Annotated in this window: 25 protein-coding genes, 1 tRNA gene, 1 pseudogene and 1 riboswitch; of the genes and pseudogenes, 15 read left to right on the plus strand and 12 right to left on the minus strand. The window is 61.2% G+C overall.

Features of this window, described 5'->3' with window-relative positions; all coding sequences use genetic code 11:
* The first annotated feature begins 129 nt into the window (after window positions 1–129).
* The 8 genes and pseudogenes from BLV41_RS12985 to BLV41_RS13020 all read left to right on the plus strand — a co-directional run bounded on the left by BLV41_RS12985 (window position 130) and on the right by BLV41_RS13020 (window position 9997).
* Window positions 130–1086 carry an ABC transporter permease gene (locus BLV41_RS12985; protein ID WP_139244320.1) on the plus strand — a complete coding sequence of 319 codons (957 nt, stop codon included), beginning with the start codon at window positions 130–132 and terminating at the stop codon, window positions 1084–1086.
* A 3-nt stretch (window positions 1087–1089) separates the two neighbouring features.
* Window positions 1090–3126, plus strand: a complete 2037-nt coding sequence (locus BLV41_RS12990) for a dipeptide/oligopeptide/nickel ABC transporter permease/ATP-binding protein (protein ID WP_074711939.1) — start codon at window positions 1090–1092, stop codon at window positions 3124–3126.
* Window positions 3123–3944: an ATP-binding cassette domain-containing protein gene (locus BLV41_RS12995; RefSeq protein ID WP_044575687.1), complete on the plus strand. Its 822-nt coding sequence runs from the start codon at window positions 3123–3125 to the stop codon at window positions 3942–3944. The genes BLV41_RS12990 and BLV41_RS12995 overlap by 4 nt, the downstream gene beginning before the upstream one ends.
* A 96-nt stretch (window positions 3945–4040) precedes the next feature.
* On the plus strand, window positions 4041–4970 hold the full coding sequence (locus tag BLV41_RS13000; RefSeq protein WP_044575691.1) for a dihydrodipicolinate synthase family protein: 930 nt from the start codon (window positions 4041–4043) through the stop codon (window positions 4968–4970).
* Window positions 4971–5151: 181 nt separating this feature from the next.
* A complete protein-coding gene (locus tag BLV41_RS13005; protein ID WP_074711940.1) occupies window positions 5152–6084 on the plus strand; it encodes an ROK family protein in 933 nt (310 codons plus the stop codon).
* Between the two features lie 27 nt (window positions 6085–6111).
* Window positions 6112–6798 carry an N-acetylmannosamine-6-phosphate 2-epimerase gene (locus tag BLV41_RS13010; protein ID WP_074711941.1) on the plus strand — a complete coding sequence of 229 codons (687 nt, stop codon included), beginning with the start codon at window positions 6112–6114 and terminating at the stop codon, window positions 6796–6798.
* A 255-nt stretch (window positions 6799–7053) separates the two neighbouring features.
* Complete coding sequence (locus BLV41_RS13015) at window positions 7054–7965, plus strand: hypothetical protein (RefSeq protein WP_074711942.1); 912 nt, start codon at window positions 7054–7056, stop codon at window positions 7963–7965.
* Window positions 7962–9997: pseudogene (locus tag BLV41_RS13020) on the plus strand (YhgE/Pip family protein). Before BLV41_RS13015 ends, BLV41_RS13020 begins: the two are co-directional and overlap by 4 nt.
* Before the next feature lie 11 nt (window positions 9998–10008).
* Here BLV41_RS13020 and BLV41_RS13025 read toward each other — a convergent pair.
* The 4 genes from BLV41_RS13025 to BLV41_RS13040 form a co-directional block, all read right to left on the minus strand.
* Window positions 10009–10530, minus strand: coding sequence for a SixA phosphatase family protein (locus BLV41_RS13025; protein WP_044575705.1), 522 nt, complete (start codon window positions 10528–10530; stop codon window positions 10009–10011).
* Window positions 10531–10744: 214 nt separating this feature from the next.
* Window positions 10745–11581, minus strand: coding sequence for a winged helix-turn-helix domain-containing protein (locus BLV41_RS13030; protein ID WP_074711943.1), 837 nt, complete (start codon window positions 11579–11581; stop codon window positions 10745–10747).
* 599 nt (window positions 11582–12180) lie between these two features.
* Complete coding sequence (locus BLV41_RS13035) at window positions 12181–13455, minus strand: MFS transporter (protein WP_074711944.1); 1275 nt, start codon at window positions 13453–13455, stop codon at window positions 12181–12183.
* Window positions 13456–13890: a MarR family winged helix-turn-helix transcriptional regulator gene (locus BLV41_RS13040; RefSeq protein ID WP_244516898.1), complete on the minus strand. Its 435-nt coding sequence runs from the start codon at window positions 13888–13890 to the stop codon at window positions 13456–13458.
* 323 nt (window positions 13891–14213) lie between these two features.
* Window positions 14214–14410, plus strand: a riboswitch (cyclic di-AMP (ydaO/yuaA leader).
* 4 nt (window positions 14411–14414) lie between these two features.
* On the opposite strand from BLV41_RS13040, the gene BLV41_RS22310 reads away from it, so the two are divergent.
* On the plus strand, window positions 14415–15188 hold the full coding sequence (locus BLV41_RS22310) for an aggregation-promoting factor C-terminal-like domain-containing protein (protein WP_074711946.1): 774 nt from the start codon (window positions 14415–14417) through the stop codon (window positions 15186–15188).
* Window positions 15189–15203: 15 nt separating this feature from the next.
* Entirely contained in the window at window positions 15204–15977 is a 774-nt protein-coding gene (locus BLV41_RS13050; protein ID WP_074711947.1) for a formylglycine-generating enzyme family protein, read from the plus strand.
* A gap of 92 nt (window positions 15978–16069) precedes the next feature.
* Here BLV41_RS13050 and upp read toward each other — a convergent pair whose 3' ends face one another.
* The gene (gene upp / locus BLV41_RS13055) at window positions 16070–16708 is read right to left on the minus strand and encodes a uracil phosphoribosyltransferase (RefSeq protein ID WP_044575719.1); all 639 of its coding nucleotides are present in this window, start codon (window positions 16706–16708) and stop codon (window positions 16070–16072) included.
* Between the two features lie 22 nt (window positions 16709–16730).
* Here upp and tadA point away from each other — a divergent pair, with 22 nt between their 5' ends.
* Window positions 16731–17225 carry a tRNA adenosine(34) deaminase TadA gene (tadA, locus tag BLV41_RS13060; RefSeq protein WP_280138617.1) on the plus strand — a complete coding sequence of 165 codons (495 nt, stop codon included), beginning with the start codon at window positions 16731–16733 and terminating at the stop codon, window positions 17223–17225.
* On the opposite strand, the gene BLV41_RS13065 is transcribed toward tadA, so the two are convergent.
* Entirely contained in the window at window positions 17222–17692 is a 471-nt protein-coding gene (locus BLV41_RS13065) for a hypothetical protein (protein WP_244516900.1), read from the minus strand. The genes tadA and BLV41_RS13065 overlap by 4 nt on opposite strands.
* A gap of 11 nt (window positions 17693–17703) precedes the next feature.
* Entirely contained in the window at window positions 17704–18885 is a 1182-nt protein-coding gene (locus BLV41_RS13070; protein ID WP_074711948.1) for a DNA glycosylase AlkZ-like family protein, read from the minus strand.
* Window positions 18886–18966: 81 nt separating this feature from the next.
* Between BLV41_RS13070 and BLV41_RS13075 the strand changes: the two genes are divergently transcribed.
* From BLV41_RS13075 to BLV41_RS13085, 3 genes are all read left to right on the plus strand, one after another.
* A tRNA-Ser gene (locus tag BLV41_RS13075) sits at window positions 18967–19053 on the plus strand.
* 109 nt (window positions 19054–19162) lie between these two features.
* Window positions 19163–20299: a tyrosine-type recombinase/integrase gene (locus tag BLV41_RS13080; RefSeq protein WP_074711949.1), complete on the plus strand. Its 1137-nt coding sequence runs from the start codon at window positions 19163–19165 to the stop codon at window positions 20297–20299.
* Between the two features lie 78 nt (window positions 20300–20377).
* Window positions 20378–20836 (plus strand): Ltp family lipoprotein, encoded by a 459-nt coding sequence (locus BLV41_RS13085; RefSeq protein ID WP_074711950.1) that lies wholly within the window; start codon window positions 20378–20380, stop codon window positions 20834–20836.
* Between the two features lie 48 nt (window positions 20837–20884).
* Here BLV41_RS13085 and BLV41_RS13090 read toward each other — a convergent pair whose 3' ends face one another.
* Genes BLV41_RS13090 through BLV41_RS13105 form a run of 4 tightly spaced genes read right to left on the minus strand, consistent with a single transcriptional unit; the run spans window position 20885 to window position 22970 of the window.
* Complete coding sequence (locus BLV41_RS13090) at window positions 20885–21190, minus strand: hypothetical protein (protein ID WP_211481631.1); 306 nt, start codon at window positions 21188–21190, stop codon at window positions 20885–20887.
* A gap of 17 nt (window positions 21191–21207) precedes the next feature.
* Window positions 21208–22068, minus strand: a complete 861-nt coding sequence (locus tag BLV41_RS13095) for a hypothetical protein (protein WP_074711952.1) — start codon at window positions 22066–22068, stop codon at window positions 21208–21210.
* Between the two features lie 9 nt (window positions 22069–22077).
* Entirely contained in the window at window positions 22078–22749 is a 672-nt protein-coding gene (locus tag BLV41_RS13100) for a collagen-like protein (protein ID WP_074711953.1), read from the minus strand.
* Window positions 22746–22970 carry a hypothetical protein gene (locus tag BLV41_RS13105; protein WP_074711954.1) on the minus strand — a complete coding sequence of 75 codons (225 nt, stop codon included), beginning with the start codon at window positions 22968–22970 and terminating at the stop codon, window positions 22746–22748. Before BLV41_RS13105 ends, BLV41_RS13100 begins: the two co-directional genes overlap by 4 nt.
* Before the next feature lie 174 nt (window positions 22971–23144).
* Between BLV41_RS13105 and BLV41_RS21705 the strand changes: the two genes are divergently transcribed.
* Complete coding sequence (locus tag BLV41_RS21705; protein ID WP_139244321.1) at window positions 23145–23366, plus strand: hypothetical protein; 222 nt, start codon at window positions 23145–23147, stop codon at window positions 23364–23366.
* On the opposite strand, the gene BLV41_RS13110 is transcribed toward BLV41_RS21705, so the two are convergent.
* On the minus strand, window positions 23363–25603 hold the full coding sequence (locus BLV41_RS13110) for an SGNH/GDSL hydrolase family protein (protein ID WP_074711956.1): 2241 nt from the start codon (window positions 25601–25603) through the stop codon (window positions 23363–23365). The two genes, BLV41_RS21705 and BLV41_RS13110, sit on opposite strands and share 4 nt — an antisense overlap.

Here is a 25603-nt window from a genome sequence, read left to right on the forward strand (position 1 = left end):
CCACGCATGACACACCCGGGGGGCTGTGGCCACTAGGCTGCGGCCCCTCAGGTCTCACACCATATTTCCTATGACGCAGCACACAGTTTCTTTTGACTCGAAGCTGCAATTAGAACCGGAGTAAGTACATTGGCAAATTTCTTGCGACTGCTTGGGCGCAGGCTCGCGGCACTGCCGTTGATGATCTTGGGTGTAACCCTGCTCGTCTTCGTGGTGCTGCAGTTCGCTCCCGGCGACCGTGCCGTTGCCGCACTTGGTGAAGGAGCCTCCCCGGAGGCTTTGGAACAGTACCGCCAGGTCAACGGCCTCAACGATCCCCTCTTCATTCAGTATTTTCAATATCTAGGCCGACTCATTACGGGCGACTTTGGATCTACCCTCCCGCCAGCAAAGCCCATCACTGAGGTCATTGCCAGCGCGTTCCCCGTAACTTTGCAGTTGACCTTTGTTGGCGTGATCATTGCGGTTGTTATTTCACTTATCTTCGGTGTTCTTGCAGCCCTCTACCGCGACACCTGGGTTGACCAGGTCATCCGCGTCTTCTCAATTGCTGCCATTGCAACCCCGTCGTTTTGGTTGGGCATCTTGTTGATCCAGTGGTTCGCCCTGGGCGATAACTCCTGGTTCCCCTCCGGCGGCATGGCCGATCCCGATGAAGGTTTCTCCGGGTGGATGAGCTCCATGGCCCTTCCTGCCCTGGCCTTGGCCATTCCCGTTTCGGCCTCGCTGATCCGCGTTGTTCGCACGTCCATGGTGGAAGAACTGGATAGGGACTACGTCCGTACGGCCATCGGCAACGGCGTCCCCTACACCACCGTTGTTTCCCGCAACGTCCTGCGCAACGCCCTTGTCACCCCCGTGACCGTGCTGGGTCTGCGCATCGGCTACCTGCTCGGCGGCGCCGTTGTGATTGAAATGATTTTCTCACTGCCGGGCATGGGTCAGCAGATCCTCAACGGCATCACGAACTCGGACACCAACCTGGTCCAAGGCGTGGTCCTGGTCATCGCCGTGACCTTCGTCCTGGTGAACATCCTGGTTGACCTTATCTACCTGCTCATCAACCCCCGAATCAGGACGGTCTAAGTCATGCGAAGCAAACTTGCCGAACGGCTAAGCGCGCCTGGTCTGCGCTTCAAGGCCCTTAACGTGGGCTCCAAACTGGCCCTGATCTTCCTGATCTTCATTGTTGTTGTGGCCATTCTGGCTCCGTGGATCGCCCCTCACGACCCACTGGAAACCGGCGACCCCGCCACGGCTCCCAACGGGGCCCACTGGTTTGGTACGGACCGCATTGGTCGCGACGTTCTCTCCCGCCTGATGTACGGCGCCCAGGCGTCGCTCATGATCGGTCTCGGCGCTGTTGCCCTGGCCATCATTGTTGGCGCGACCCTCGGTGCCCTCGCGGCGACGTCGTCCAAGGCCACCAACGAGATCATCATGCGCATCATGGACATCTTGATGGCATTCCCCGGTATCGCCCTGGCCGCTGTCTTGCTGACGGCCTTTGGCAACTCGGTGCCCACCATTATCTTGGCCATCGGCATCATTTACACCCCGCAGCTTGCCCGCGTGGTTCGAGCCAACGTGCTCTCCCAGTACGGTGAGGATTATGTCCGTGCCGAGCGTGTGATCGGCGCAGGCCGCGCGTACATCATGCTGAAGCACATTGTCCGCAACACCGCCGCCCCCGTGCTGGTGTTCGCTACCGTCATGGTGGCCGACGCCATCATCTTGGAGGCCTCGCTGTCCTTCCTTGGCGCAGGTATTCAGGATCCCGATCCCAGCTGGGGCAACGTCATCTCCTACGGGCGTAACCTGGTGCTCTCCGGCGGCTGGTGGGCAACCACCTTTGCCGGTCTGGTCATCTTGCTGACGGTGCTTTCGCTGAACATCCTGGCTGAAGGCCTCACAGACGCCATGGTCAACCCGAAGCTGAAGCGTGCCGCTCCAGTGAAGGACGACGACGGATCGGCAGCTGCCGCTCTCGAGCTCGCCAAGGCTGATGCTGCAGCCCGCGCCGCGATTGAAAATCCCTTCGCCGAGCTGGATAAGGAACTGCTCCTGCTGCAGGCTGTTGAAAAGTCCCGCAGCGACCGCCTCGAGCAGGTTGGCCCCGAGGCCCGCGTGATTCTGGAAGTAAAGAACCTTTCCATCCGCTTCCCGGCTCGCTTTGACGACACCCCCATTGTGGAAAACGTCTCCTTCACGGTTCGCGAAGGCGAAACCATGGGCCTGGTGGGCGAGTCCGGTTGTGGCAAGTCCATTACCTCCCTGGCCATCATGGGCTTGCTGCCCAAGACCGCTGTGGTCACCGGCTCCATCAAGTTTGACGGCAAGGAACTGCTGGACCCCGTAACGAAGCACAGCTCCGTGAAGGCGTATGAGGGCCTGCGCGGCGAGCAGATCGCCATGGTCTACCAGGATGCGTTGAGCTCCCTCAATCCGTCCATGTTGATCAAGGACCAGATGTTGCAGCTCACCCGCCGCAACGGCCGCAAGACCCCGGCCGAGTTGCTGGAACTGGTCAAGCTGGATCCCGTGCGCACGCTCAAGAGCTACCCGCACGAACTCTCCGGTGGCCAGCGTCAGCGCGTACTGATCGCCATGGCGCTTTCCCGGTCGCCCAAGATCGTGGTTGCCGATGAGCCCACCACCGCCTTGGACGTCACGGTTCAGAAGCAAGTTGTTGACCTGCTCAATGAACTGCGGGAGCAGCTTGGCTTTGCCATGGTGTTCGTGAGCCATGACTTGGCCCTGGTTGCCTCTCTGGCACACAAGATCACTGTCATGTACGCCGGCCAGGTAGTTGAATCTGCCCAGGCTGCGGAACTGCTCACGCACCCCACCCACGAATACACCCGTGGCCTGCTCGGCGCCGTGCTCTCCATTGAGTCCGACGCCGTCCGCCTCCACCAGATTCCCGGCACGGTTCCGTCACCGCGTGAATTCGCCTTCGGTGACAGGTTTGCCAGCCGTTCACAGCGTCCCGACGCTGATCCGAGCCAGAAGTTGGCTTTTGTTCCCATCACCCGTGATGGTGTGACAACCGATCACTTCTGGGCCAGCCACACGTCCGAGGATGCACTGGCAGTTTCCGGAACAGAAAAGGAAAACGCAAAATGAGCAAGCACACAGCGCCCGTTTCCGCGACGACCCCGGTCATCGAGCTGAAAGACCTGCACGTCCACCACAGGACGCGTTCCGGCGGCCTGTTCAAGCCCAGCTACGTCAAGGCCGTCAACGGCGTTGACTTCTCCATCAGCCGAGGCGAGACCGTTGGCATTGTGGGCGAATCCGGCTGTGGCAAGTCCACGCTGGCTTCGGTTCTGGTTGGTTTGCAGACACCCACCTCCGGTGAAGTGTTGTTCCACGGCAAGCCCGCCATCAAGCGCAACGCTGCCATGCGCAAGGAATTCGGCCGTTCCGTATCCGTGGTCTTCCAAGACCCTTCCACGGCGTTGAACCCGCGCATGACCATCCAGGACATCCTGCTCGATCCCCTGGTTATCCACGGCATCGGCAACGGCGCATCGCGCCTGGCCAAGGTCGCTGAACTGCTCTCGCTGGTTGGCTTGCCGCAGTCGGCAGCCGAGGTCACGCCGTCGCAGGTTTCCGGCGGACAGCGCCAGCGTGTGGCAATTGCCCGCGCGTTGGCCCTGGGCCCGGACATCATGGTGGCCGATGAGCCCACCTCCGCGCTGGACGTTTCCGTCCGCGCGCAGGTGTTGAACCTGCTCTCCGACCTGAAGAAGGAACTGAACCTGGGCATGGTCTTCATCAGCCATGACATCCAGACGGTTCGCTATGTTTCAGATCGAATCTGCGTCATGTACTACGGCGAGATTGTTGAACAGGGCTCGGCTGAGCAGATCTTCGACAACCCCACCAATGACTACACGAAGAAGCTTCTCGGCGCCGCGCCGTCGCTCCTCCACATCTAGTCCCCCCATCCTCCCGGGCTGGCGATGATTCGTCAGCCCGGGCGAGCGAACCCCTAGTTTTTCCACAATAATCAAGCACAAATTTGGAGTAATCCCGTGACTACCGTCGCTTCCCGTTTCCAGGGTGTCATTCCCCCCGTTTGCACCCCCCGCACCGCTGATGGCGCCATTGACGTCCCCTCACTGGAAAACCTGACCCGCCACCTGCTCGACGGCGGCGTGACCGGCCTGTTCGTCAACGGCTCCTCAGGTGAAGTCACCCACCAGACCAACGACGAGCGCGACACCGTGCTGAAGACCATTGCCGGCGTCAACGCCGGACAGGTCCCCCTGCTCGTTGGCGCTGTTGAGCAGACCACCAACCGCGTTGTTGAAGAAGCCCGCCGCATGGTCTCCTTGGGTGCCGACGCGATCGTAGCCACGAGCCAGTACTACGCCATCAGCAACGCTGAAGAGACCGGCCGCCACATCCGCACCGTAGCCGCCTCGGTGGATGTTCCGTTGTTCGTCTACGACGTTCCGGTCCGCACCCACTTCAAGATGCCTACCGACCTGCTGTTGGAGCTGGGCCGCGAAGGCATCATCGCCGGAGTCAAGGACTCCTCCGGTGACGATGTTTCCTTCCGCCAGCTGCTTATCGGCGCCAAGGACATCCCGAACTTCGACATCTTCACGGGTCACGAAGTTGTTGTTGACGGTGCACTGCTCGGCGGCGCCCAGGGTGTTGTTCCGGGTCTGGGTAACGTTGACCCGGCCGCTTACCGCCGCATGTACGACCTCTCCGTTGCCGGCGACTGGGCCGGTGTTGCAGCCGAGCAGGACCGCGTCGCCGATGTCTTCAACATCGTCTACACCCCTAAGGCTGGCCGTGTATCCGGCAACGCAGCAGGCCTGGGCGCGTTCAAGACCGCACTGGTCCTGATGGGCGTCATCAAGACGAACGTCATGAGTGCACCCATGCTCGCCTTGGATGAGGACGAGACCGCAGCCATCAAGGTCATCCTTGAGCGCACGGGCTTGATCTAATCCCCACGCCCTCCCCAACCGAATCCGCTGGCGCGAATTCGGTTGGGGCCCCTCGGGCGCGTGGGCCCAGGGACGCGGTTGGGGGAACACTCCGGCTCCGCTCCCTAGCCGAATCCGCTGTTGCGAATTCGGCTGGGGAGTGTTCGTTTTTGCTTGACCTAAACTTTCGAAGGATTTCTCAATGCGGTACGTAGTTGGCGTTGACCTTGGCGGAACCAAAACAGCTGCCGGCGTGGTGGCGCAGGACGGCTCGGTGCTGCTCACCGATCAGATCCCCACGTTGAACCGCGACGGCGGCGAAGCCATCCTGGACGCCACAGCAGCCATGGTGCGTTCCCTCATTGAACGCGCCGAAGCCCAAGGCGCAGTGGTGGACGCCGTTGGCGTAGGCTCCGCCGGCGTCATCGATGCCAGCGAAGGTACCGTGATTTCCGCCACCGACGCCATCCTCGGATGGACCGGAACGGCGATTACAGCGGGACTGACTCAGCGGCTGGGACTGCCGTCCGCCGTCGTCAATGATGTGCATGCCCACGCACTCGGCGAAGCTTGGCACGGTGCCGGGGAAGGCGCCACCACCGCACTGATGGTGGCCTTTGGCACCGGTGTTGGCGGCAGCTTTGTTGTCAACGGCCAACCCCTGCTGGGACACCATTTTGTGGGCGGGCACGTGGGCCACTTCGCCTCACCGTTGGCCGTCCACGAGGGCACGCCGTTACCCTGTTCCTGCGGACACGCGGGACATGTTGAGGCCATTTCATCGGGTCCGGCCATTCACGCGGCTTACCTTCGTTTGGGTGGCAGCGCCGCACTCCCCGATACCCGGGCCGTGTTCGATTCAGCACGGGCCGGAGATGACCTCGCCCTGCAGGCAATCGCCCATGCGGCAACCGCGGCAGGTCAAGCGGTGGGAGGATTGATCAATATCCTTGATCCTGCGGTGGTGGTCGTCTCGGGTGGCTTGGCAGATGCCGGGGAGCTTTGGTGGGACACTATGGAAGCGGCAGCACGTGTGGAACTACTAGCACCGCTGGCTTCCGTGCCGATCGTGAAGGCAGCCTTGGGCAACACAGCCGCGATTGTTGGCGCAGCTTCTTTGGTATTTGCGAAATAATTAGTTCTATTTTTTCTAGGAGTTACAGTGACGCTGAAATTGACCAACCTTGATGACCTTGCCGGTCAGCTTGTTGTCTCCGCCCAGGCCTACCCGGGCGAGCCCATGCGCGATCCCCGCACCATGGCACAGATCGCGGCATCAGCAGTAATCGGTGGCGCCGCAGCGATCCGTGTCCAAGGCATCGCCGACATCCAGTTTGCACGCGCCGCTGTTGAGGTTCCTGTCATTGGTCTCTGGAAGGACGGGCACGACGGCGTTTTCATCACCCCCACGCTGCGCCACGCCCTTTCCTGTGCCAGCGCCGGAGCCCACATCGTTGCCATCGACGGCACCCGCCGCCCCCGTCCAGACGGCCTAACACTGGCCGAAACCATTGCCGGCATTCACGCGAACTCCAACTCATTGGTGATGGCGGACTGTGGTTCCTTTGAGGACGCCGTTGCTGCCGCCGAGGCTGGCGCCGACCTGATCGGCACCACGTTGGCCGGCTACACGGGCGAACGCCCCAAGACTGATGGTCCAGATCTGGAGCTCATCGCCGAGATCGCTGCCGCCAGCCTGGGCAAGCCGCTGATCGCTGAAGGACGCATCCACTCCCCCGCCCAGGCCCGCGCGGCCCTGGACGCCGGCGCTTTTGCCGTGGTTGTTGGTACGGCCATCACCCACCCCTCAACGATCACCGGATGGTTTAGGGACGCACTGAGCGCCTAACGGCTCCCCAGCTTGCATGGCAAGGCGGTTTCCCCGAGGTTCAAATGGGGGAGCCGCCTTTTTGCGCTCCGAGCAACAGCTCCGCGCCCCGGCGCCGCATGTGCTGCAGATTGGAATTGAGGCATCGGGTGCGGGGCACCCTTGGGTTCAACTCGCCCATGTGGAAAAGTGGAACGTGATTCACCTCATGTTTACTTGTACTGACCGGTCAGTTCTTGGTATTTTATGGCAGCCCCTCCGGATGAAGGAACGTCAATGCTCACCACCAACCAGCTCCACATCGATGGTCGGCACCACACCTTGCTGCCCGCCACCACCGTTGAAGCCCGCCGTTCCGAAGTCCTACTAATTCAGGCCGATGGACAGGAACGCCGCACCGCTTTGGCGCTGGCCCTGACCGGACGAATGAAGCCCTCGGCCGGAACCGTGTCGATCGGCCACGACGCGTCGCTGGCAGGTTTACGCCGCCGCAGCGCCATCATCGATGCGCCGGAGGTCAATGCTCCGGAGAACCACCTCACGGTCAAATCCCTGGCATCAGAGGACTTGGCCCTGGTCCCGTACAAATTTCGGGATCGCACCCGCCCCACGGCATGGCTGGTCAAACATGGTTTTCGCGACATTCTCGATGAATGGATCGAAGCATTGGAGCCCACCCGGCTGCTCCATCTGCAGCTGGAGTTGGCCCTCGCCAACCGGGATGTTGACCTGGTGGTGGTTGATTCGCCCGACCGCCACACGGCAGACACTTCAGCCTGGCTGCCCCTCCTTGAACAGCTTGCCGCCGGCACCCTGGGCCGCGGCGAGGAAGTCAACGCGAGCACTCCGCTCCGCCCACTCGTGGTGGTGGGCGTCGTGGGCCGCATCCCCGATGAATGGGACGGTGCCGTGGACGTGGCTGGCAATGCGCTGCTGACACACGCGGACCGCGCCGATCTCCCACCTTCGCCCGATCCCGGCGGCGCTGGTGATGACCCAGGCGACGGCGACGAGGCTGGGCTAGGCGCTCAGGACGACGCCACCGAAACCTCCGAACTCCCCGCGCTTGTTGTTGAGGCGCAAGAACACGGCATCTCCGCAGCAGGCGAAGCTGACGAGGTAGACGAAACAATCAGTGCACCCGGAACCGAACAGGTCCCGTCACAGCAGGAAGAGGAAACCCGATGACCGTCTTCAGGCTGGCCATGTCCGAGCTCAAACGCATGACAGGCGGCATCCTGCCTAAGCTGACCATCGTGGCCATGGTCATGGTCCCCTTGCTGTACGGCGCCGTGTATCTCTATGCCAACTGGGATCCGTACGGCAACCTCGATCAGCTGCAGGCCGCCGTCGTTGTTCAGGACGAGGGTGCGCTCACCAAGGACGGCAAGGAGCTGAAGGTTGGTGAGGAAGTAGCCCAAACCCTCATAGACGGCCACAAGTTCGATTGGCAGGTCGTAGACACCCCGAGGAAGCCAGCGACGGCGTCCGGGACGGGCAATTTGCCTTTGCCCTGACCATCCCCAAGGATTTTTCGGCCAATCTGGCCTCACCCGAGAACTTTGATTCGGCCACGCAGGCCATGATGAGCGTGACCACCAGCGACGCCAACAACTACCTGCTGACTTCCATTGTGGACAAGGTGACCACGCAGGTCCACGAATCGGTGGCGCAACAGGTGGGTGAGCAAACCGCCAACTCGCTGCTGACCGGCTATGGCACCATTCACGCCCAGCTCGTAAAGGCGGCCGACGGCGCCCAACAGTTGGCCGATGGCGCCGCCACCCTGGATGGTGGGGTGGGGACGTTGAAAACCGGTACGGGAGATCTGGTAACCGGCACCAATGATCTGGTGGCCGGGCAGACTCAGCTGGTCACGGGCGCCAAAAAGTTGCAGGCTGGTGCTGCCGCCCTCAACAAGGGGTTGGGGCAGCTGGAAACGCAGACGGCCACCTTGCCTGATGACACCAAGCAGCTATCCGACGGCGCCACTGCGGTTTCCGACGGCAACGCGGCCCTGAATGCGAAGGTCCAAGAGGCGATCGGATCGGCCGACAAGCTCGATGATGCCGCTACGGCGGCCATCTCGGACAAACTTGGGTCCCTTGTGACTGATGGAACCCTCACATCTGAACAGGCCGGAAAGATTAGCGCAGCGCTGGCCAAGGATGCCGCGAGCCCCAGCATTACCGAACTCAAGGGCAAGCTGGCCACTGATGCCGCCGCTGTTCAAAAGCTAGCGGACGGTTCGGCCGCAGTTGCCGCGGGAGCGCAGAAGCTGGCAGGTGCCACGCCCACCCTCACCGCCGCGATTGGCCAGGCGCATGCCGGGGCCGGGGAGCTGACCACGGGTGCCGGAACACTGGCCGACGGACAGGAATCGGCCCTGGATGGGGCCAATCAACTGGCCGCCGGCGCAACGAAGCTGGACACCGGAGCAGGCGATCTCAAGGACGGTTCAAGCAAGCTCTCCACGGGCGCCGCAGAGCTGTCCAAGCAATTGCGCAGCGGTGCAGGTTCCGTCCCGGATCCCAATGACAAGGACAAGCAGAATGCCGCGGGAGTCATTGCCGATCCCATCCGCGTGGATTCGGTGTCCCAGGCCAAGGCTGCCAACTACGGCTCGGGACTGGCGCCGTTCTTCCTGGTGCTCGCACTGTGGATTGGTGCGTTCATGCTGGTGCAGGTCATGCGCCCGCTCACCGTACGGGCCCTGGCATCCAACGCACCGGCGTGGAAGATCGCCGTGGGCGGCTGGATTCCCTTTGCCACCGTTGCCACGGTGCAGGCCATTGTGCTGTATGCGGTGGTGCACTTTGGGCTTGGACTGGAGCCCAGCCATCCGTGGCTGACGCTGGGCCTGCTCCTGTTGGCCTCCATGGCTTTCACAGCCTTGATCCAGGGAATCGTGGCCCTCATGGGGACGCCAGGCAAGTTTGTGGTGCTGATCCTGCTGGTGCTCCAGCTGGTGTCCTCCGGCGGAACATTCCCGTGGCAGACCACACCGGAGCCACTGCACATCATGCACCAGATCCTGCCCATGGGGCATGTGGTGGAGGGTATGCGACACCTGATTTACGGTGCCGATCTAGCACCGCTGTTGCCCATTGTGCTCGGCCTGCTGGGCTACACCATCCTTGGTTTGCTGTTCGCCTGGGCCGCAGTGTCCAAGAAGAAGACGTGGACCTTGAAGGCGCTCATGCCAGAGATCGAGTCCTAAGCGCTCGCAGGTTAGCGCGGCACCACAAAACTGTTTAGCTGGGCATCCTGTCCGTCAAGGGATGCCCAGTCGCCGCTATGTTCCAACACCGCGAAGGCACTTGTGGGGAATCCGGACGCCAGGTCCATGTAAGCGTCCTGGTCCGAATCCCGTGACGCCAACCGCAGTGCCAAGGATTGAACACCTGGCATGTGGCTGATCACCATGAGCGTGTTGACGGTTTCCGGCACGTGATTGATGACCGAGAGCATGGACGTTGCCCCCGCCGCGTAAAGCCCCGATTCCAGCTTGGGCGTGGGCGCTTTATCGCCGAGCTGTTGGCACACCCACGTGCACGTCTGGCGGGTTCGCAGCGCCGAGGAACAAAGGATAAAGTCCGGCACCACGCCATTGTCCACGAGCCATTTGCCGGCCAGTGGCGCCTCGGTGTGGCCGCGCTGGGCCAGCGGCCTGTCGTGGTCGTCCACTCCCAGCGGGAAGGCCGCCTTGGCGTGGCGCATCAGGATCAGCCGTTTAATGTGGTGTTCGCTCATTCCCACAGTTTAGTGAGGTTTAAAGCAGTGCGACGGCGGATCGCCCAACTGAGGTGGGCGATCCGCCGTCGAACGTGGCATAACTACTCCGGTGCCGACAGGGGCCGCGTGCCCGAGGGCCCCACACCGGGCTTGCGAGGTGCGGGAGGGCGTGGGTGGGCCCACGCCGGCAGGGTTCCCTGGCCGAGGTACGAGGCTAGGGTGCCGACGGGGATTAGATGGAGTATTCCGGGGCGGCCCAGACAACCACTTCGGGGTGCTCGTAGAAGCGGTAACCTTCGCCACGGACGGTGCGCACCGTATTGGCCAGGCGGCCCAACTTCGAGCGCAGGCGGCGGATGTGGACGTCGATGGTGCGCTCGTTGGGGACCTCGTCCGCGTTGCTCCAGAGACTTTCAAGAAGTTCGTCGCGACCCACGGTGCGGGTGCCGTTTTCCACCAGGTAGTTCAGCAGCTCGAACTCCTTGAACGTCAGGTTCAGGGTGTCGCCGTCGAGGTGAACTTCGCGGCGAGCCAGATCGATCAGCACGCCGGTGGGGCGCTGATCCACGGCTGCCACACGGACGGTTTCCTGACGGGGGCGGGCGGCCACGGTGGGATCGCCGAAGGTGGAACGCACCACGTCCAGCGCGGTGCCAACAGCGTCCGACGGTGCAATGGCCACGGCCGCGTAGCTCTGGGCCTGCGGCACGAGGGACTGGGCGTAGGCCCTGATGTCCTGCGCCAGCTTGGCCAGCGAGGTGCCGGCAGCAGCAGCCGTGTCCTCGTCCACGCCTACGTACAGAACAAAGCCCCGGGCCACATTGTCGGGGCTGACGCCGCGCAATTTGTCGGCACCGGCAATGACGGGGGTGGGTGCGGTCATGGGGTTGATCTCACTCGCGGGAACGGCACGCAAGCGGGCAGCAGGAGCTACTGCCTCCGGGCGGTAGCTGTTGCCGTAGCCGGGGGCATCGACGTGGGAGGTGCGGGCCGAGGGGCCTGCGTTGCGGGCAACTGCCCTGGCGGCGTTGCGGACTGAGATGTGGACGTATCCGGATGCTACTGACATTGAACTACCTAAGTGTATGGCCGTACTCAACGGCGCGAATGCTTCCATGAGTCCTGAGGTTCCAGAACTATTTATGCCCCTACCGTCGGGGCGGGCCCATGGGCCAAGACTGGAGCCGCCACTAATTTGCCGTGCGTGGCGTCCAGGGTTGTGCGTTAGGCCTGCATTCGACAACCACAGATAAACCGTCCGGTGGTTCCGAGGCGGACAGCTGCTGCGGCTGCAGGATTCACTGAGTGGGTGTTCACGTAGCCAGTGTGCTACGTAACAAAGCGAACTTGCAAGTAACATAGGCTCAAAACGTCCACATTGTGGGATTGTGTACTAATTTGTGACGAACGACACTTTGTCATTTTGCTCTCAATTGACGAGCAAATGACGTAATGCGTCAAACTAAATGAGCTATGTGACGCCAAAAGTTGCCATAAATTCTATGAATAGTCGTTTTGAAAGAAAATAGTTCATTCACACAAAAAGCACGCTTATGATGCCCTCGGCAACTCGACTCGGGAACTCAGCGTACTCCCAGAGTTTGACGCTAAGGCAACAGCTGTTTACGTTATGCGCATGACGTAATCGGCCCTTTCGACCACATCCACCTAATTCACCTCGCGCCGCAAACCCGGCACCATAAACGACGGACGTAGATCTCGGATCTGATCGCGCAGCCGGACATGGTTGCGCCGGTTCATCAAGATGAGCGCGGTAAATCCGGCCACGACAGCAACTACTGCTCCCAAACCGAGCGACCATCTGGCGCCAAACTCAGTAGCAATCCACCCCACCAGCGGCGCACCGATGGGTGTCCCGCCCTGCAGGACAACCATGTAAACGGCGAGCACCCGTCCACGCATGGTCGCATCGGTGGTCAGCTGCACGGTGGTGTTGCACGCGTTCATGAACGTCAGGGACGCCAACCCTACGGGTACCAACGCCACCGCGTACCAAAAATAGCTGGGCATGATCGCTGCGACGGCCACAGTGACGCCGAAGGCCAAGGCGCCGCCCACAATGTAGAGCATTCGCATGTTTTTTCGCTTGGCCGCCAGAAGGGCAGCGGCCAGTGTGCCGATGGCCATGACCGAACCCAGCAAGCCGTACTCCCCCGGCCCCAGGTTGAAGACAGTCGTGGCCATGAGCGCGTTGGTGATCTGGAAATTCATGCCAAATGTGCCAACCACAAACACCAGGATCATAATCATCAGCAGATCGGGACGCTGGCGGATGTAGCGCAGCCCTTCCCGAATCTGGCCCTTGGCGCGTGGGACCCGAACGGGAGGAAGAAGTTCATTGACGCGCATTCTCCAGAGAGAGAAAATCGCGGCCACAAAGCTGGCGGCGTTGATCAAGAAGGCTGGACCGGTTCCCACCAGGGCAATGACAAGACCTGCCACACCAGGGCCGGCTAGACGGGCCAGATTGAATGATGCGCTATTCAGAGCGACGGCGTTGGGAACATCGGCCTTGCCGACCACTTCCGAGACAAATGCCTGCCGGGACGGAGCGTCAAAAGCGCTTGCCACACCCAGCAGAAGCGCCAGAGCATAAACATGCCACAGTTGTACAGACCCTGTGACTACTAAAATTCCCAACAAAAGCGCACAAAAACCCATGGCTGCCTGTGTAATCAGCAGCAATTTGCGCTTGTTGACCCGGTCACCGAGCAGCCCCGCGTAGGGTCCGAGGAAGATGATCGGCAGGAATTGCAGACCCGTGGTGATGCCGGCGGCCGTGCCTGAATGATTGGTCAGGACGGTCAGCACCAGCCAGTCCTGAGCGACACGCTGCATCCAGGTGCCGATATTGGAGACCAGCGCACCCGTCACCCAGAGTCGGTAATTGAATACCTTCAGCGCCCGGAACATTGAATTCATCTAGGCACTCATCTCCTGCAAAATGAGGGCCGCCTCGTGCAGCGTGGCGCGTTGCTGGGGCGTTAGGGCAGCAACGCGGCGTGCCAGCCATTCCGTCCGTTTGGAACGGGCCCGCAAGAGAGCGGCCGATCCCGAATCGGTGATGCGGACCAAGACCTGGCGTTTGTCCTGCGGGTTCTCTTCTCGAGCAACGAACGCCGCGTCCGCCAGCCCGTTGACAATCCGGGTCATGGACGGCGCCTGAATCTGTTCCCGCGCCGCGAGCTGGCCCACGGTCCTTGGCCCGTTCATGAGTGCGGCCAAGACCGAATACTGGCCGGGGCTGATCTCTCGTGAGGCTGCTTCGGCGCGAAGTCTGCGTGAGGTGCGCATGACGGCCACCCGCAGTTCCGCGGCCAGTGGTCCTGCGCCGATCCCCCGCGTGGACTTTCGCACTGGCGCCACGCGGTCCGGCGCCGGGCCTTCCGGCGCAAGGGGACCCGGGCCACACAGGCCGGGGTCCGGCGTCGTACTTGGCGGAGATTTTTTCGAGGCTGAGTCTGGGGGGAAAGTTTCGGTCATGGTCGCTGCGCTATCTACATCAAGAGTTTCGTATCGTCTGAAGCTAAGCCTAGATCGTTAGCAATGCTAAGTAAATACCCGTCTCGTCACTTGGTACAAAGGTTGTTACCAAAATGTGACATAAGGAAATGCTTCAGTTATTCTGACTAGAGTGCCCGCCTACCATTAACGGTTTTTGGCACCGATGGACGGTTCGCCGAGCTCTGCCGCCGACCATCTCCCTACACACCCCATGGCAGAGACGGGGGACCCAATCTTTACGGGCCCTTCCGCATGGAAGCCCTTGGGGTTAAGCCGACGCAGCCGAGCAGTGGAATCCACTGCCGATCTGGCGTTGACCGGATTCTCTAGTCCGTTCCCGACAGCTCACCTCGCAGGCGTAGAGAGGCAATAAAATCATGACCGCTGCACCGCAGCGCGGCAGACGCCGCGCAGAACAAGTACGCCGCCAGTCGCTTTTTGGGCTGAGCTTCGCCCGCACCGCCCGCATGGGAACCCATGCCGCCGGTGCCGCAACATCCCCGGTCACCAAGACCGCCAAGTGCATGGCCGCCGTAGCAGTTGTTGGCGGATTGGTAGCCGCAGGCGCAATTGCCCAGCAGGTAAACCACACCGTGGACCCGACCCTGGCGAGCATGGTTTCATCCGCCGAAACTTCGGCAGCACCTGAGTCCATTTCAGCCTCGGACAACGCCACCATCAGCTTCCCCGGCCTATCCGTCACCTCGAAAGCCTCGGCAAGCGCATCGCCCAGTGCCTCGGCAACACCGAGCGCTGCGGCGCTCGGTTCCGATGTCTTGCCCGCGGCCGCTGAGGTAACACCGGTGGCCCCGTCACCAACACCTGTCCCGGCAGTTGCTGTGGATGACCCCGCAGCAGCAAAAGCGTACGCCGCGACACAAGTGAGCGCCCGCGGCTGGGGCGCCGGCGAAATGAGTTGCCTGACCCAACTATGGGAACGGGAATCCAACTGGCGCACCACTGCAATGAATCCCGACGGCGGAGCTTACGGGATCGTGCAGTCGCTGCCAGCTGAGAAGATGGCCAGCGTTGGCGCTGACTATCTCACCAATTACGAGACCCAAATCAAGTGGGGCTTGAACTACATCACGGACACATACTCCACACCATGCGGCGCGTGGGCGCACTCAAATGCTGTGAACTGGTACTAACTTTCAAGGAGGGGCATGGATCGGCAGGAATATCTGGGCCTGGTTCCCATCCCCGGCGGCACCATCGCCATGCGCGACGCCCGTTCGGCAACCACCCGCGATGTCATGTTGCGCCCGTTTTCTCTGGGCCGGATCCAACTCACCCGGGCTGATTGGTCCGCAGTAATGGACGACGCCGGGACTCCACCTTCACTGCCTCGCCTGCCTATGCATCCCCTCACCTGGTTTGACGCCATCGATTGGTGCAACGCAGCGTCAGGGATGGCTGGCTTCCCGCCGGCCTATGCCGTAGATGGACGTGAAGTTCATTGGGATGTTGGTGCCGACGGTTACCGGCTTCCCACCGAGTCCGAGTGGGAGTGGGCTGCCAGGGCAGGAACAACCACCCCGGTCTACGGACCGTTGGCGGACATTGCCTGGACGGCGGCGGATGCTGTCGCGGGGCCGCAGCTCGTTGCCGGTAAGTTGGCGAATGACTTCGGCCTCTTCGACATGATCGGCAACGTTTGGGAGTGGTGCTGGGATTATGCGGACACTGCCCGCTACGGCGACTACAGGAGTTTGCGCGGAGCCGGCTGGGACGATCCCCACTGGAGCGCACGCGCCTCGGTCCGCCGGGGCAGCGCCCCCGATGCACTTCTGGAAGATGTGGGATTCCGGGTTGCCCGCGGAGCAGTTGGAGTTACTGGCACCTTGTCCGCGCAGGGCTGGTCAGCCGATGCGGACAAAACACGCGCCTCCATCAAGGGGCCCCGGCCCGTCGGCTGGACACCGTTGCGCAGCCTCTAAACCCCTTCGCAACGAAAAATGACACCGATTCCGCTTTACGACACCGGGATATCGGTGTCGTAAAGCGGAATCGGTGTCATTGGCTAAATTCTTTAGTCCACGACGCCGTAGAGGCGGTCGCCGGCGTCGCCCAGGCCCGGAACAATGTAGGAGTTCTCGTCGAGGCCCTCATCGATGGAGGCCAGGACAACGTGAACGTTGTCGCGGTCGCCGTGAGCGGCTTCGAGCTTGGCCAGACCCTCCGGCGCGGCAAGCAGGCAGATGCAGGTGATGTCCGCGGCGCCGCGATCAAAGAGGAACTTGAAGGCCTCGATCAAGGTTCCACCGGTGGCCAACATGGGATCGAGCACGTAGACCTGACGGCCCGTGAGGTCCTCCGGAAGGCGCTCGGCGTAGGTGATGGCCTCGAGGGTTTCCTCGTTGCGTGCCATGCCCAGAAAGCCGACTTCGGCGGTGGGCAGGAGGCGGGTCATGCCCTCGAGCATGCCGAGCCCGGCGCGCAGAATCGGCACGACCAAAGGCGTGGGCTTGACCAGTCCGGTGCCAATGGCGCTGGTAACGGGGGTTTCGATGTTGACCGGTTCCACACGCACTTGGCGGGTTGCTTCATAGGCCAACAACGTGACCAGTTCTTCGGTCAGCTGACGAAAAATGGGGGACGGAGTGTTCTTGTCCCGCAGAACGGTCAATTTGTGGGCAATAAGCGGATGATCCGCAACGAATACGCGCATAAATAAAAGCTACCATTGAGCCGTGCCCAATTCCCCTAAAATCCCGCGATTCGAGACCACCACCACGGCACTTCACGCCCAATGGATGGGCCTTGCACTCTCGGAAGCACAGCGCGCCTTATTGACGGCGGATGTGCCGATTGGCGCCGTCGTCATTGGACCGTCCGGGGAGATCCTTGGTTTGGGCCGCAACGAACGTGAAGCGCATGGGGATCCGACGGCGCACGCGGAGATTGTCGCGATCCGTGAGGCTGCCGCAAAATTGGGCGAATGGCGGCTGTCCGATTGCACGCTGGTCGTGACGCTTGAGCCGTGCACCATGTGTGCCGGGGCGATCGTGCTGGCGAGAATTCCGCGCGTCGTTTTCGGTGCGTGGGATGAAAAGGCGGGCGCGGCCGGGTCGGTCTTTGATGTGTTGCGCGAGCGCCGGCTAAATCACTGGGTTGAAGTATTTCCGGGAGTTCGCGAAGAGGAGTGCGCGGCGCTGCTCAAGGACTTTTTCGGCAACCACCGCTAGAGCTTGGGTGTGATGGTCAACGGCGCCGATGGCATGACACAAGAGACACGTTCGATGCCCGTTCCTGCTGCGAGGCCCACGCGGTTGTTCCGCCCGGTGTCATCACACCAATCCAGGTTGTGCGGATAAGCGCTCACCATTCCTGGGCCGGGGACGGCAGTGGCCGGGAGGTCAAGCATGATACTGAACCCGCCGGCGTCGTTCATGGGAGCGAGTTCCGTGACGATCGTGGCTCCGGAAGCGTCCATCACTTCCACCTGGATCTGGGCACCATCGCCGTATCGGGGATCGCATGTGGCGTCTTCGGCACTGATCGAGAGGCTCCCGCCGGCGCTGGCGGTGTCCTGACTCAAGGAAAACGGCGGCGGGAAGCACGCCTGCGACGCGGGAAACTGCGAACACGAGACCACCCCGGCTGCGGCAAGCAAGATTGTGCCTGCCGCCGCAGTAGTTCTCAGCCATCGCATGCGGGCCACCTTTACTTGTTGGCGTCGTTGATGGCGTCGATTCGCTTTTGCCGGCTCGCAGGAGAATCGAGGCTGAACGACCGAAAATCACCCAGATCCTCGCGAATGAAGTCCTCAACCTCCGCGATCCGCTTTGTCACGGCCTTTGTCGGGGCGTCGAAGAGCCAATGGGCAATGCGCTCGTGCCCGGGATCGTACTGCCACAGGCCGATGATGCGGCCGCGATCAACGATGGGGTGATCCGGCAAATCGGCCTGGAGCGCGAGCTTGGCGCTGAGCAGCTGGCGGTCCCGATCATCCTCGGCAAAGTGATTGGCGGCGTTGCGGCGCAGCAGGAAGAGGGAGTCGGTGCCCGCGAGCAACTGGATTTGCTCGTCCTTTGGGGCTACGAAGTTGGCTGATTCTTCCGCATCCGCAGGAAGCATCCACAAGCCGGGAGTGTCGGAGTCCGGGGATTCCACGGCCCCCGCGGCTGCGAGCGCGGCCTTGGTTTGGGCAACCGTGAAGGCCGTGAACCATTGGGTTTGGTTGAGCGTGGCGCCACCCGTCCAGCCCAGATACTTCTCCATCAGCTTCGCGCGGGACTGATCCGCTGTTTCCGCAGCCGGGCTCAGACCCCACATGGTGTAGGCGTAGCGCTGCTGGTCCATCCTCCCGTTGACGGGCACACGGCGTATCCTGCCGTCGGCTTGCAACAGTCCAAGGACCGTAGGGAGAGTTGTGGAGGCGCCCTTCTTCTTGCCTTCCTCCCCCAGACTGTGCACGGCATCGCCCAGCTGATCCTTGAGCTGCTTGGGATCCAGGGGCTGACCCGCATCCTGGAGAACCTGCAGTGTCTTGTCAGTCAGCTCCGTGACCTCGCCGCGTTCGACGCCGAGCTTGTCCAGAATCTTCACGGTCGCCTCGGCTGCCCCTTGGCCAAGCTTCAGCGCCCAGGCGAAGTCGCCTGCTCCCAGCACATAGGTGCAGCCCCGCGCCGTCGGAAGTTCATGGATGCGCAGGGCGGCCACATCGGCGTCGGCCTGTTCGCGCCGGATGCCTGCCCTGGAGAACAGCGTGAGGTACGGATTGGCGCCGCCCACCGATCGTGCCCACCCCGCTTTGGCGAACACCTCCGCGGCGTTGTTGCCCGAAAGCGAGCCGTCCAGGCCTTGTTTGTGCCAGCTCCAGGCACGTTGCGTTGCACTGTCCATGTGCTCATCCTGCCCTATTCATGAACGGGCGTCTTGGCTCATTTTTGATGTTGGGCTTTGAGCCGGTAAGGTTGACGCGTTGGTGACGTGTCCGAGCGGCCGAAGGTGCAACACTCGAAATGTTGTTCAGGTGAGAGCCTGACGTGGGTTCAAATCCCACCGTCACCGCGTAGAGTAACCCCGTAGATCCTTTGATCTACGGGGTTTTTCTTTGCCCCGAACGATCGGTGTTGACTCAGACGCCGGTTTTGTTGATTCATGCTCAAGGAGGCATTCGGTGGCAAGCATAAGAGTGAACACACTAAGGGACGGGACGCACACGTGGACGGTCCTGTGGCGAGACCCGATCAAGGGCCATAAATCCAAGACCTACCCGGTGGAGGAAAAGGCTGAAGAACTCGCTGAGTTTCTCACTGCGAACCGCAACAGCCACACTCTTGCCAACAAGGCGAAGGGCATCAAGAAATCCAAATCCCCCAACGTTGCTGAAATTATCAGCCGACACATCGACCAACTGGGCGGCGACGTAGAGCCTGGAACGAAGGGGACATACAGGGGCATGGTCCCCATCTATTTCCCTCAAGCAGGACTCGGCGGGACACCCATAGATAAGCTCACCGTCAAGGCTGTCAGGGATTGGTTTGACGCCATGGAGCGCGCACCCAAGACGAAGAAGAACGTTCATGCCCTACTATCAGCGGCCCTAAGAACTGAACTTCGGTCATCAGATCCCCGCATAACAAGCAACGTTGCTGAGGGCATCCGCACTCCAAAGTCCACCAAGAGGACCAAGGACCCGGTGTTCTTGACGAAACAAGAAGTCTCCGACTTGGTAGATGCCATGCCCGACGAGGTTTATAAGCGGATGGTGGATCTCATTGCCTATACCGGAATGCGCTTCGGTGAGGTTACGGCGCTACATGGACGCAACGTCAGCCACTACAGGGGACGTGTGCAAATTAGAGTTCGTGAGGCATGGAAGCGGCACGCTGGGAAGGATCTAGGGCAACCACTAGGCGCTCCAAAGACCTCCAAGGGAACGCGGACCATAACACTTGGCTCAAAGGCGGCAGAGCGCTTCCTGCCATGGGCGGAGGATATTGCGGATGACGAGCTGGTGTTCAAAGTTCCATCGACTGGGACGCACATAACGAGTTCCTACTTTGGGCGCATCGTCTGGAATCCCGCCGTCGAATCACTAATGGATACAAGCGATGGCAAGAAGAAGAAGCTGCACTCACGCCCTACCCCGCACGATTTGAGGCACACGCACGCGTCGATGCTGATAGAGCAAGGCAACGATCTGGTGGTTATCCAAGATCGGCTAGGGCATGAGTCGATCACCACAACGGTGGGAACATATGGACATCTGCGGATCGACGCAGACGCCAACGCTGCTGACTCACTCGACTAGTGCCGACATAATAGTGCGATGTCACACCCTGCATATAGACTGCAATTTCATACACTGGCACCACTTTATGGGGAACAAATGAAGAAGATCATCACGGCTCTGGCCATCGCCGCGGCGCTTGCGCTCACCGGCTGCTCAGCCGCCACGGACACCGCAGACTCTAGCAAGGCTGCAAGCTCAGAAACGAAGGCACCCGACGCGCCAGCCGCGGAAGAAAAGAAAGCTGACGATGTTCCGAGTGAATACAAGTCAGCACTAAAGAGTGCCGAGAACTACAACAAAATCATGCCGATGAGCAAGGCTGGCCTATTGGCACAACTGACCAGCGATGCTGGTGACAAGTTCTCTCCGGAGGCCGGACAGTATGCCGTTGACACCATCAAGGCAGACTGGAATGCGAACGCTCTGAAGTCTGCAAAGAACTACCAGGACATGATGTCAATGTCTCCCGAAGGTATTCGCGAGCAGTTGACTAGTGAGGCCGGAGACAAGTACACCGCCGAAGAAGCTGACTACGCCGTCTCGAATCTCGGCTGATTTCGGGCAACAAAAAATGGCGGCACCCGGTGAGGGGTGCCGCCATTGTTATGCGTCGTCGCGGGTTGCGAGGTGGTAAGTGTCCGTCAGGTTGGGTTCCGCTACATCGGTCTTGGGCTTCGGCTCAGCACCCAGCCCAACGCGCTGCAGGAGCTCGTTGACGTACGGGACGGCCATGAGTCGGGTGATTGCTGCGGACACGCCAAGGAAGACGGCCAGTGCGCCTCCTGCTGCTTCTGCCGAGTCGCCTGTGATCGCTGCGACCACGAGTGGGGCGGCGACTGCGAGGCCGATCACGAGCTGCAACACTGTCCGCGCCACAGCTTTCCATGGGTACTGTTCCTGTGTGGACACTGCCACCCGCCGGCCGGTCACTTGTCACCGCCAGCCACAGTTACGTCCACCTTCACGACAGACTCAGCAATGGAAGCCTTCACGGCGTCCTTGATCTGGTCCACCGTCGCACCATCAGATGCCGCTGCTGCTGCGACGGCCGCGAGAACTTGAATGACATGGTCATCGTTCCAGGCAATCATCAGCCCGAGTGAAGTCTTCCGGCCCTTCATGGCGCCGGCACTAGTCATGGGTCGGCTCATGACCTCATCGACAACACGCTTCACTCGGTCACCGCGGCCCCATGGCGTGCAGAGTTCCGCGTAAATATCTTCTTGCTGCTTATCTGTCAGTGCCATGAGAAAGCCTTCTTCCTTGATTGGTGTGATGTTCCCGGACTGCGGGTTGGCGGGCTGGAATTCTGATTCCCAGAGATCCCAGTCGGCGGGGCTGTTGTAGTCGGCGGGGTTGCCGGCCACAGCGTCGCCCCAGTAGTAGTCGAAGACGGCTGAGACGTGGATGTGGTCGCCGTGCCAGTCAGTTCCGGTGTAGGCGACCCACTCCCAGCCGGTGTGGTCGCCTGCGATTCGGCCACGATGGATGATGTAGGCGAGCCGGTCAGGATGGCCGGGGATTGAGCCGCGCTTGCCCTCGGCTCGGAGCCGTTCGGCAAGGTCGATGCCCTGCGCTTCGGTCAGGTTGCCGGGCCCGACAAAGATGTCCATGGCGTGGGCTTGCCCGTTCGCGTCGGCGTTGTGGCCGGAGACATTCCCTGCTGACTTGTAGCCGGTCACGAATTCGTAAGTGCGCGCCGGGTTGCCGTAGACCTTGCGCAGCTTCGAGGCAAGAACTGTGAGGCCACCATTCGGCCCTGCGTAGGGGATTAGAAGATTGACCATGCGCCCTCCTTAGGGGGTTGGTTCTGCTGTTGATTCGGGCTTTGATTCGACTTTGCAGGGACCGGATGAGTGGTCGGTGGTGCCGTCTGTGTAGGTGATCTGCCAATAGGACTCATCACCGTCACCCACACACTGGACGTCAGCAACCCCGCGCCCGTTGGCGCCAGTCGTTCCGGTCGCCCCCGTGGCTCCCGGTGCGCCGTCCTTACCTGCCGGTCCAGCTGGGCCGGGAACGCCTGGCTCACCCGCGTTGCCTGGTTGGCCTTGTATGGATTGACCATCGGTACCCGCGGCACCGGGAACGGTTGAATCTTTTCCGTCCTTGCCTGCCGGACCGCTGGGGCCTGGGACGGTGGAGTCCGCCCCATCTTCACCGTCGAGGCCGTCCTTGCCGGGATCACCCTTAGGCCCGGGGATCGCCTGCGAGGGGTCCTCCTGAACCTGCGTAGCCTTTTCGCACACGTCCCTGTCGTCAACGAGCAGCGTGCCGCTTGTGTCGCAAATGCGAATGATGTCCGCGGAAAGCGTTTGAGAGTTGGCCTGAGCTGTGCGGGTGTCGGACTGGGCTTTGAGCTGGAGGCCGACGGTCAGCATCACCCCGATGAGGATGATGCACCAGAACAGGATCGCCAACCACCTAGGCGGGAAAGGCCGTGCGTGATTTCCAGTGGAGTCATTCATACGGCACTTTCCTCGTCTCGGGTTCGGCGTTCCGCTTCGGCTTCCTTGAGGTCTTTCCGGAGTTGGTCGCGTTCCTCGCGGAGGGTTTTGTTGTCCTCGCGAAGAGACTCCCGCATCTCTGCTTCGAACTTCCGGTACAAGAGGTAGAAGCCAAGGACGCCTCCACCGCTAAGGACAGGCCCAACGACGGCCTTGAGAGTTTCCACAATCTGGGGGTCCACATTTAGCCCTCCTGGGACGGTCCGGTTGGCCAGTGCCCGGTCATTCCGTGGCCTTCAAAGGTGATTGCATGTGAGCCCCTTTCGGGCATAAAAAAGGGCCCGAGGTGGGCCATTGGAGATGGGGAAGATACCGGTCTTATCGGCCCCTTAGCACTTGGCTGCTATGCTTCCGCCATGGGGAAAATACCGCCGATCTACCGGCTACGCGCATGGTTCACCGAAGCTACAGCCGACAATGAGACACGCAATCCTCGCGAGTGCCGCTATGGCAAAGCATCGGGAGCCGTAGATAACTGCACCGAAGTAGTTCAGCCGGGCGCGGGCGTCATGTACTCCGGTGCAGTCTTCTGTTCAGAAGATCACGCGATCCTAGATCAGGCCGAAGCCCTCATCTAGGCCGCGTCGCTGTACACGGATCCAGTGGCAGCACAATAGGCCTGACCGGTGGCCGCGTGAAGTCCAGCCATGAGCCACGTGGCCGCGGTGTCAGTGAATTGGCCCTTGAGCGTTCCATCGATGTAGACCTTTAGCGCATTGGTCGTGGCATCGTAGTCGATCTCAATCATGGTTCGGACAGTTCCTGTGGCGGGAAATACGCCAGTGATTACCTGATCTACGATGCTCGTTGCCGAATCGAATGTTCGCAAGATTAGGTTTGCGCCATTGCGTAGGGCCAGGTACCCATACCGGATCAGAGCGCTATTGTCCGAGACGGATTGTGCGAGCATCGGACCGTCCGCACCTGTTCCCAGCGTGGCCTCGAACATCCACCGTGCAGGGATCTTTGTTGCACCATCACGCAAGCTGACGCCTGAGAGTGTGTCAATCATGGCATCCGATCCGGTGAGGGAGAACCGGTTGGCCACTCCACCGACTGGATGCAGTGCCAGTGCCTTGTACTTCTGGCTAATTGCGGCAGGCTGTGAGGGGCGTACTGCAACGAAAGTAATGGCGTCAATTTCGATTCGGCCAGCGGTGCACGTAATCGTGATGTTGTCCGGCCCCAATCCACGGTATTCGTGCAGTGGAACGTAGGCCCAATGATTGCCAGATGCTGTTGGTGGCGCGGTTAGTGTTACCCGCTTCGTGGCCTTGCCCAGCGCCCCGCCGTTGTAAATGATTTCGAAGGTTCCGAATCCTTCTTCCGCCCGGTACATGTACAACTTGAGTACAGGCGTTACAGGAGCTTGTACATCAATTGCTAGGGTCAGAGTCTGCCCAGCAATGACAGCAATGGTTTGGCCCGTGGCTGATCCCGTCAGCGTGGAGTGCGTACCGCCTACATGTGCGCGCTGCCGTGCAACGTATTTCATTCCTGGTGCTACACGGATTGGGTAAGCACCCTTGGGGCCGGTTAGTGCGGCCAGTCGGCGTCCGACTGTTCCATAAAAGGCCGGGGTCCCGTGAATGCCATCAGTCCAATAGGCGTCCAATTCAGGGAGACCCTGCACGAGCTCAGCGATATCGACGTACCGTGCCCCGTACCGCAGTGCGGTTGCTCGGTCCGCGGCGGCCGCGGCGAAGATCCTTCGTGCGTGTGCAGTGGTGGTTACCGGCGAACCGCCAACAACAATAACCTCAGCACCGCGGGCGTTGGCTCGGTCGATGAGGGCACGAAAGTTAGCCAAGGTTTGGGCGTCCGTAAGGATTCCGCCCCGGTTCCCGTAGTCCATGGCGTCGTTGGTGTCGAGCCAGAACAACTCTACGTCACCCGATTGCCCCGCTACCCATCGCGTGAGGGCTTGCTTGGTCTGGTCTCCGGGGTAGGACTGGTTTATGACACTGACCGCAGACGGGTTATTCAGTGTTGCTTGGGATTCGAAGGCCACGGTGGTTGGCGTGGATGAGCGGGCTTGGGTGGCACCGTTCGTGGCGGGGGTGGTTCCTGATGCGCTAACGTCCTGCCCGTACAACAACGAGTGCCCCGTTAGCGCAATGGTCTTGGTTGCCCCATCGGCGGACTTCTTGAGACCCTGACCTTCGGACGGTCGATCGAGGGCAACACCGTCTACGATGGCGGCGGTTAGGACGACTTCCGCAGCTCCCCCCGGACCGATTGCAGCGATTACCGCTGACCCTGCCGGCGCACCAACAAGACCTGCCGCTGCCTGTGCCGCAGCCTTGGCGGCTTCGGCCTGGGCCACCGTGGATGCGAGTTGTTCAGCCACAGCGTTAGCGGCATTTGTAGCCGCTGTCTGCGCGGCAACTCTCGATGCGTCCGCGTCGGCAGCCACGCCCGCAAGAGTCTCAGCGACCTCCCCAGCAGCGTTCGTAGCTGCCAGCGCAGCAGCACCAGCCGACGCATCTGCGGCACCCGCCGAAGCATTCGCAGCAGCAGCCGACGACTCAGCAGCATCCTTCATGCCCCGGTACGACTCGAAAGTGCCAGTGAAACCGCCACCATCCCACGCGACCTGGTCCAACGTGGCATGCCTGAACGCCGGGCCAAACCCATTGGCGTTAATCGCCACCGGGTTAGCAATCGTCAAGGAACCGCTAATATCAGTGATCGTCACCGGAGTCTTGGTCGGGTCGCCCGGAGCGTAGAGAAGAATCGTCCCACCCTTGGCAACATTTTCTGAGTTGTTCGGGTCAACCGCAAACATCTGCGTGAAGGTATAAGGTGCTGGCAT

This window comes from Arthrobacter alpinus (genome assembly GCF_900105965.1).
Taxonomy (GTDB): domain Bacteria; phylum Actinomycetota; class Actinomycetes; order Actinomycetales; family Micrococcaceae; genus Specibacter; species Specibacter alpinus.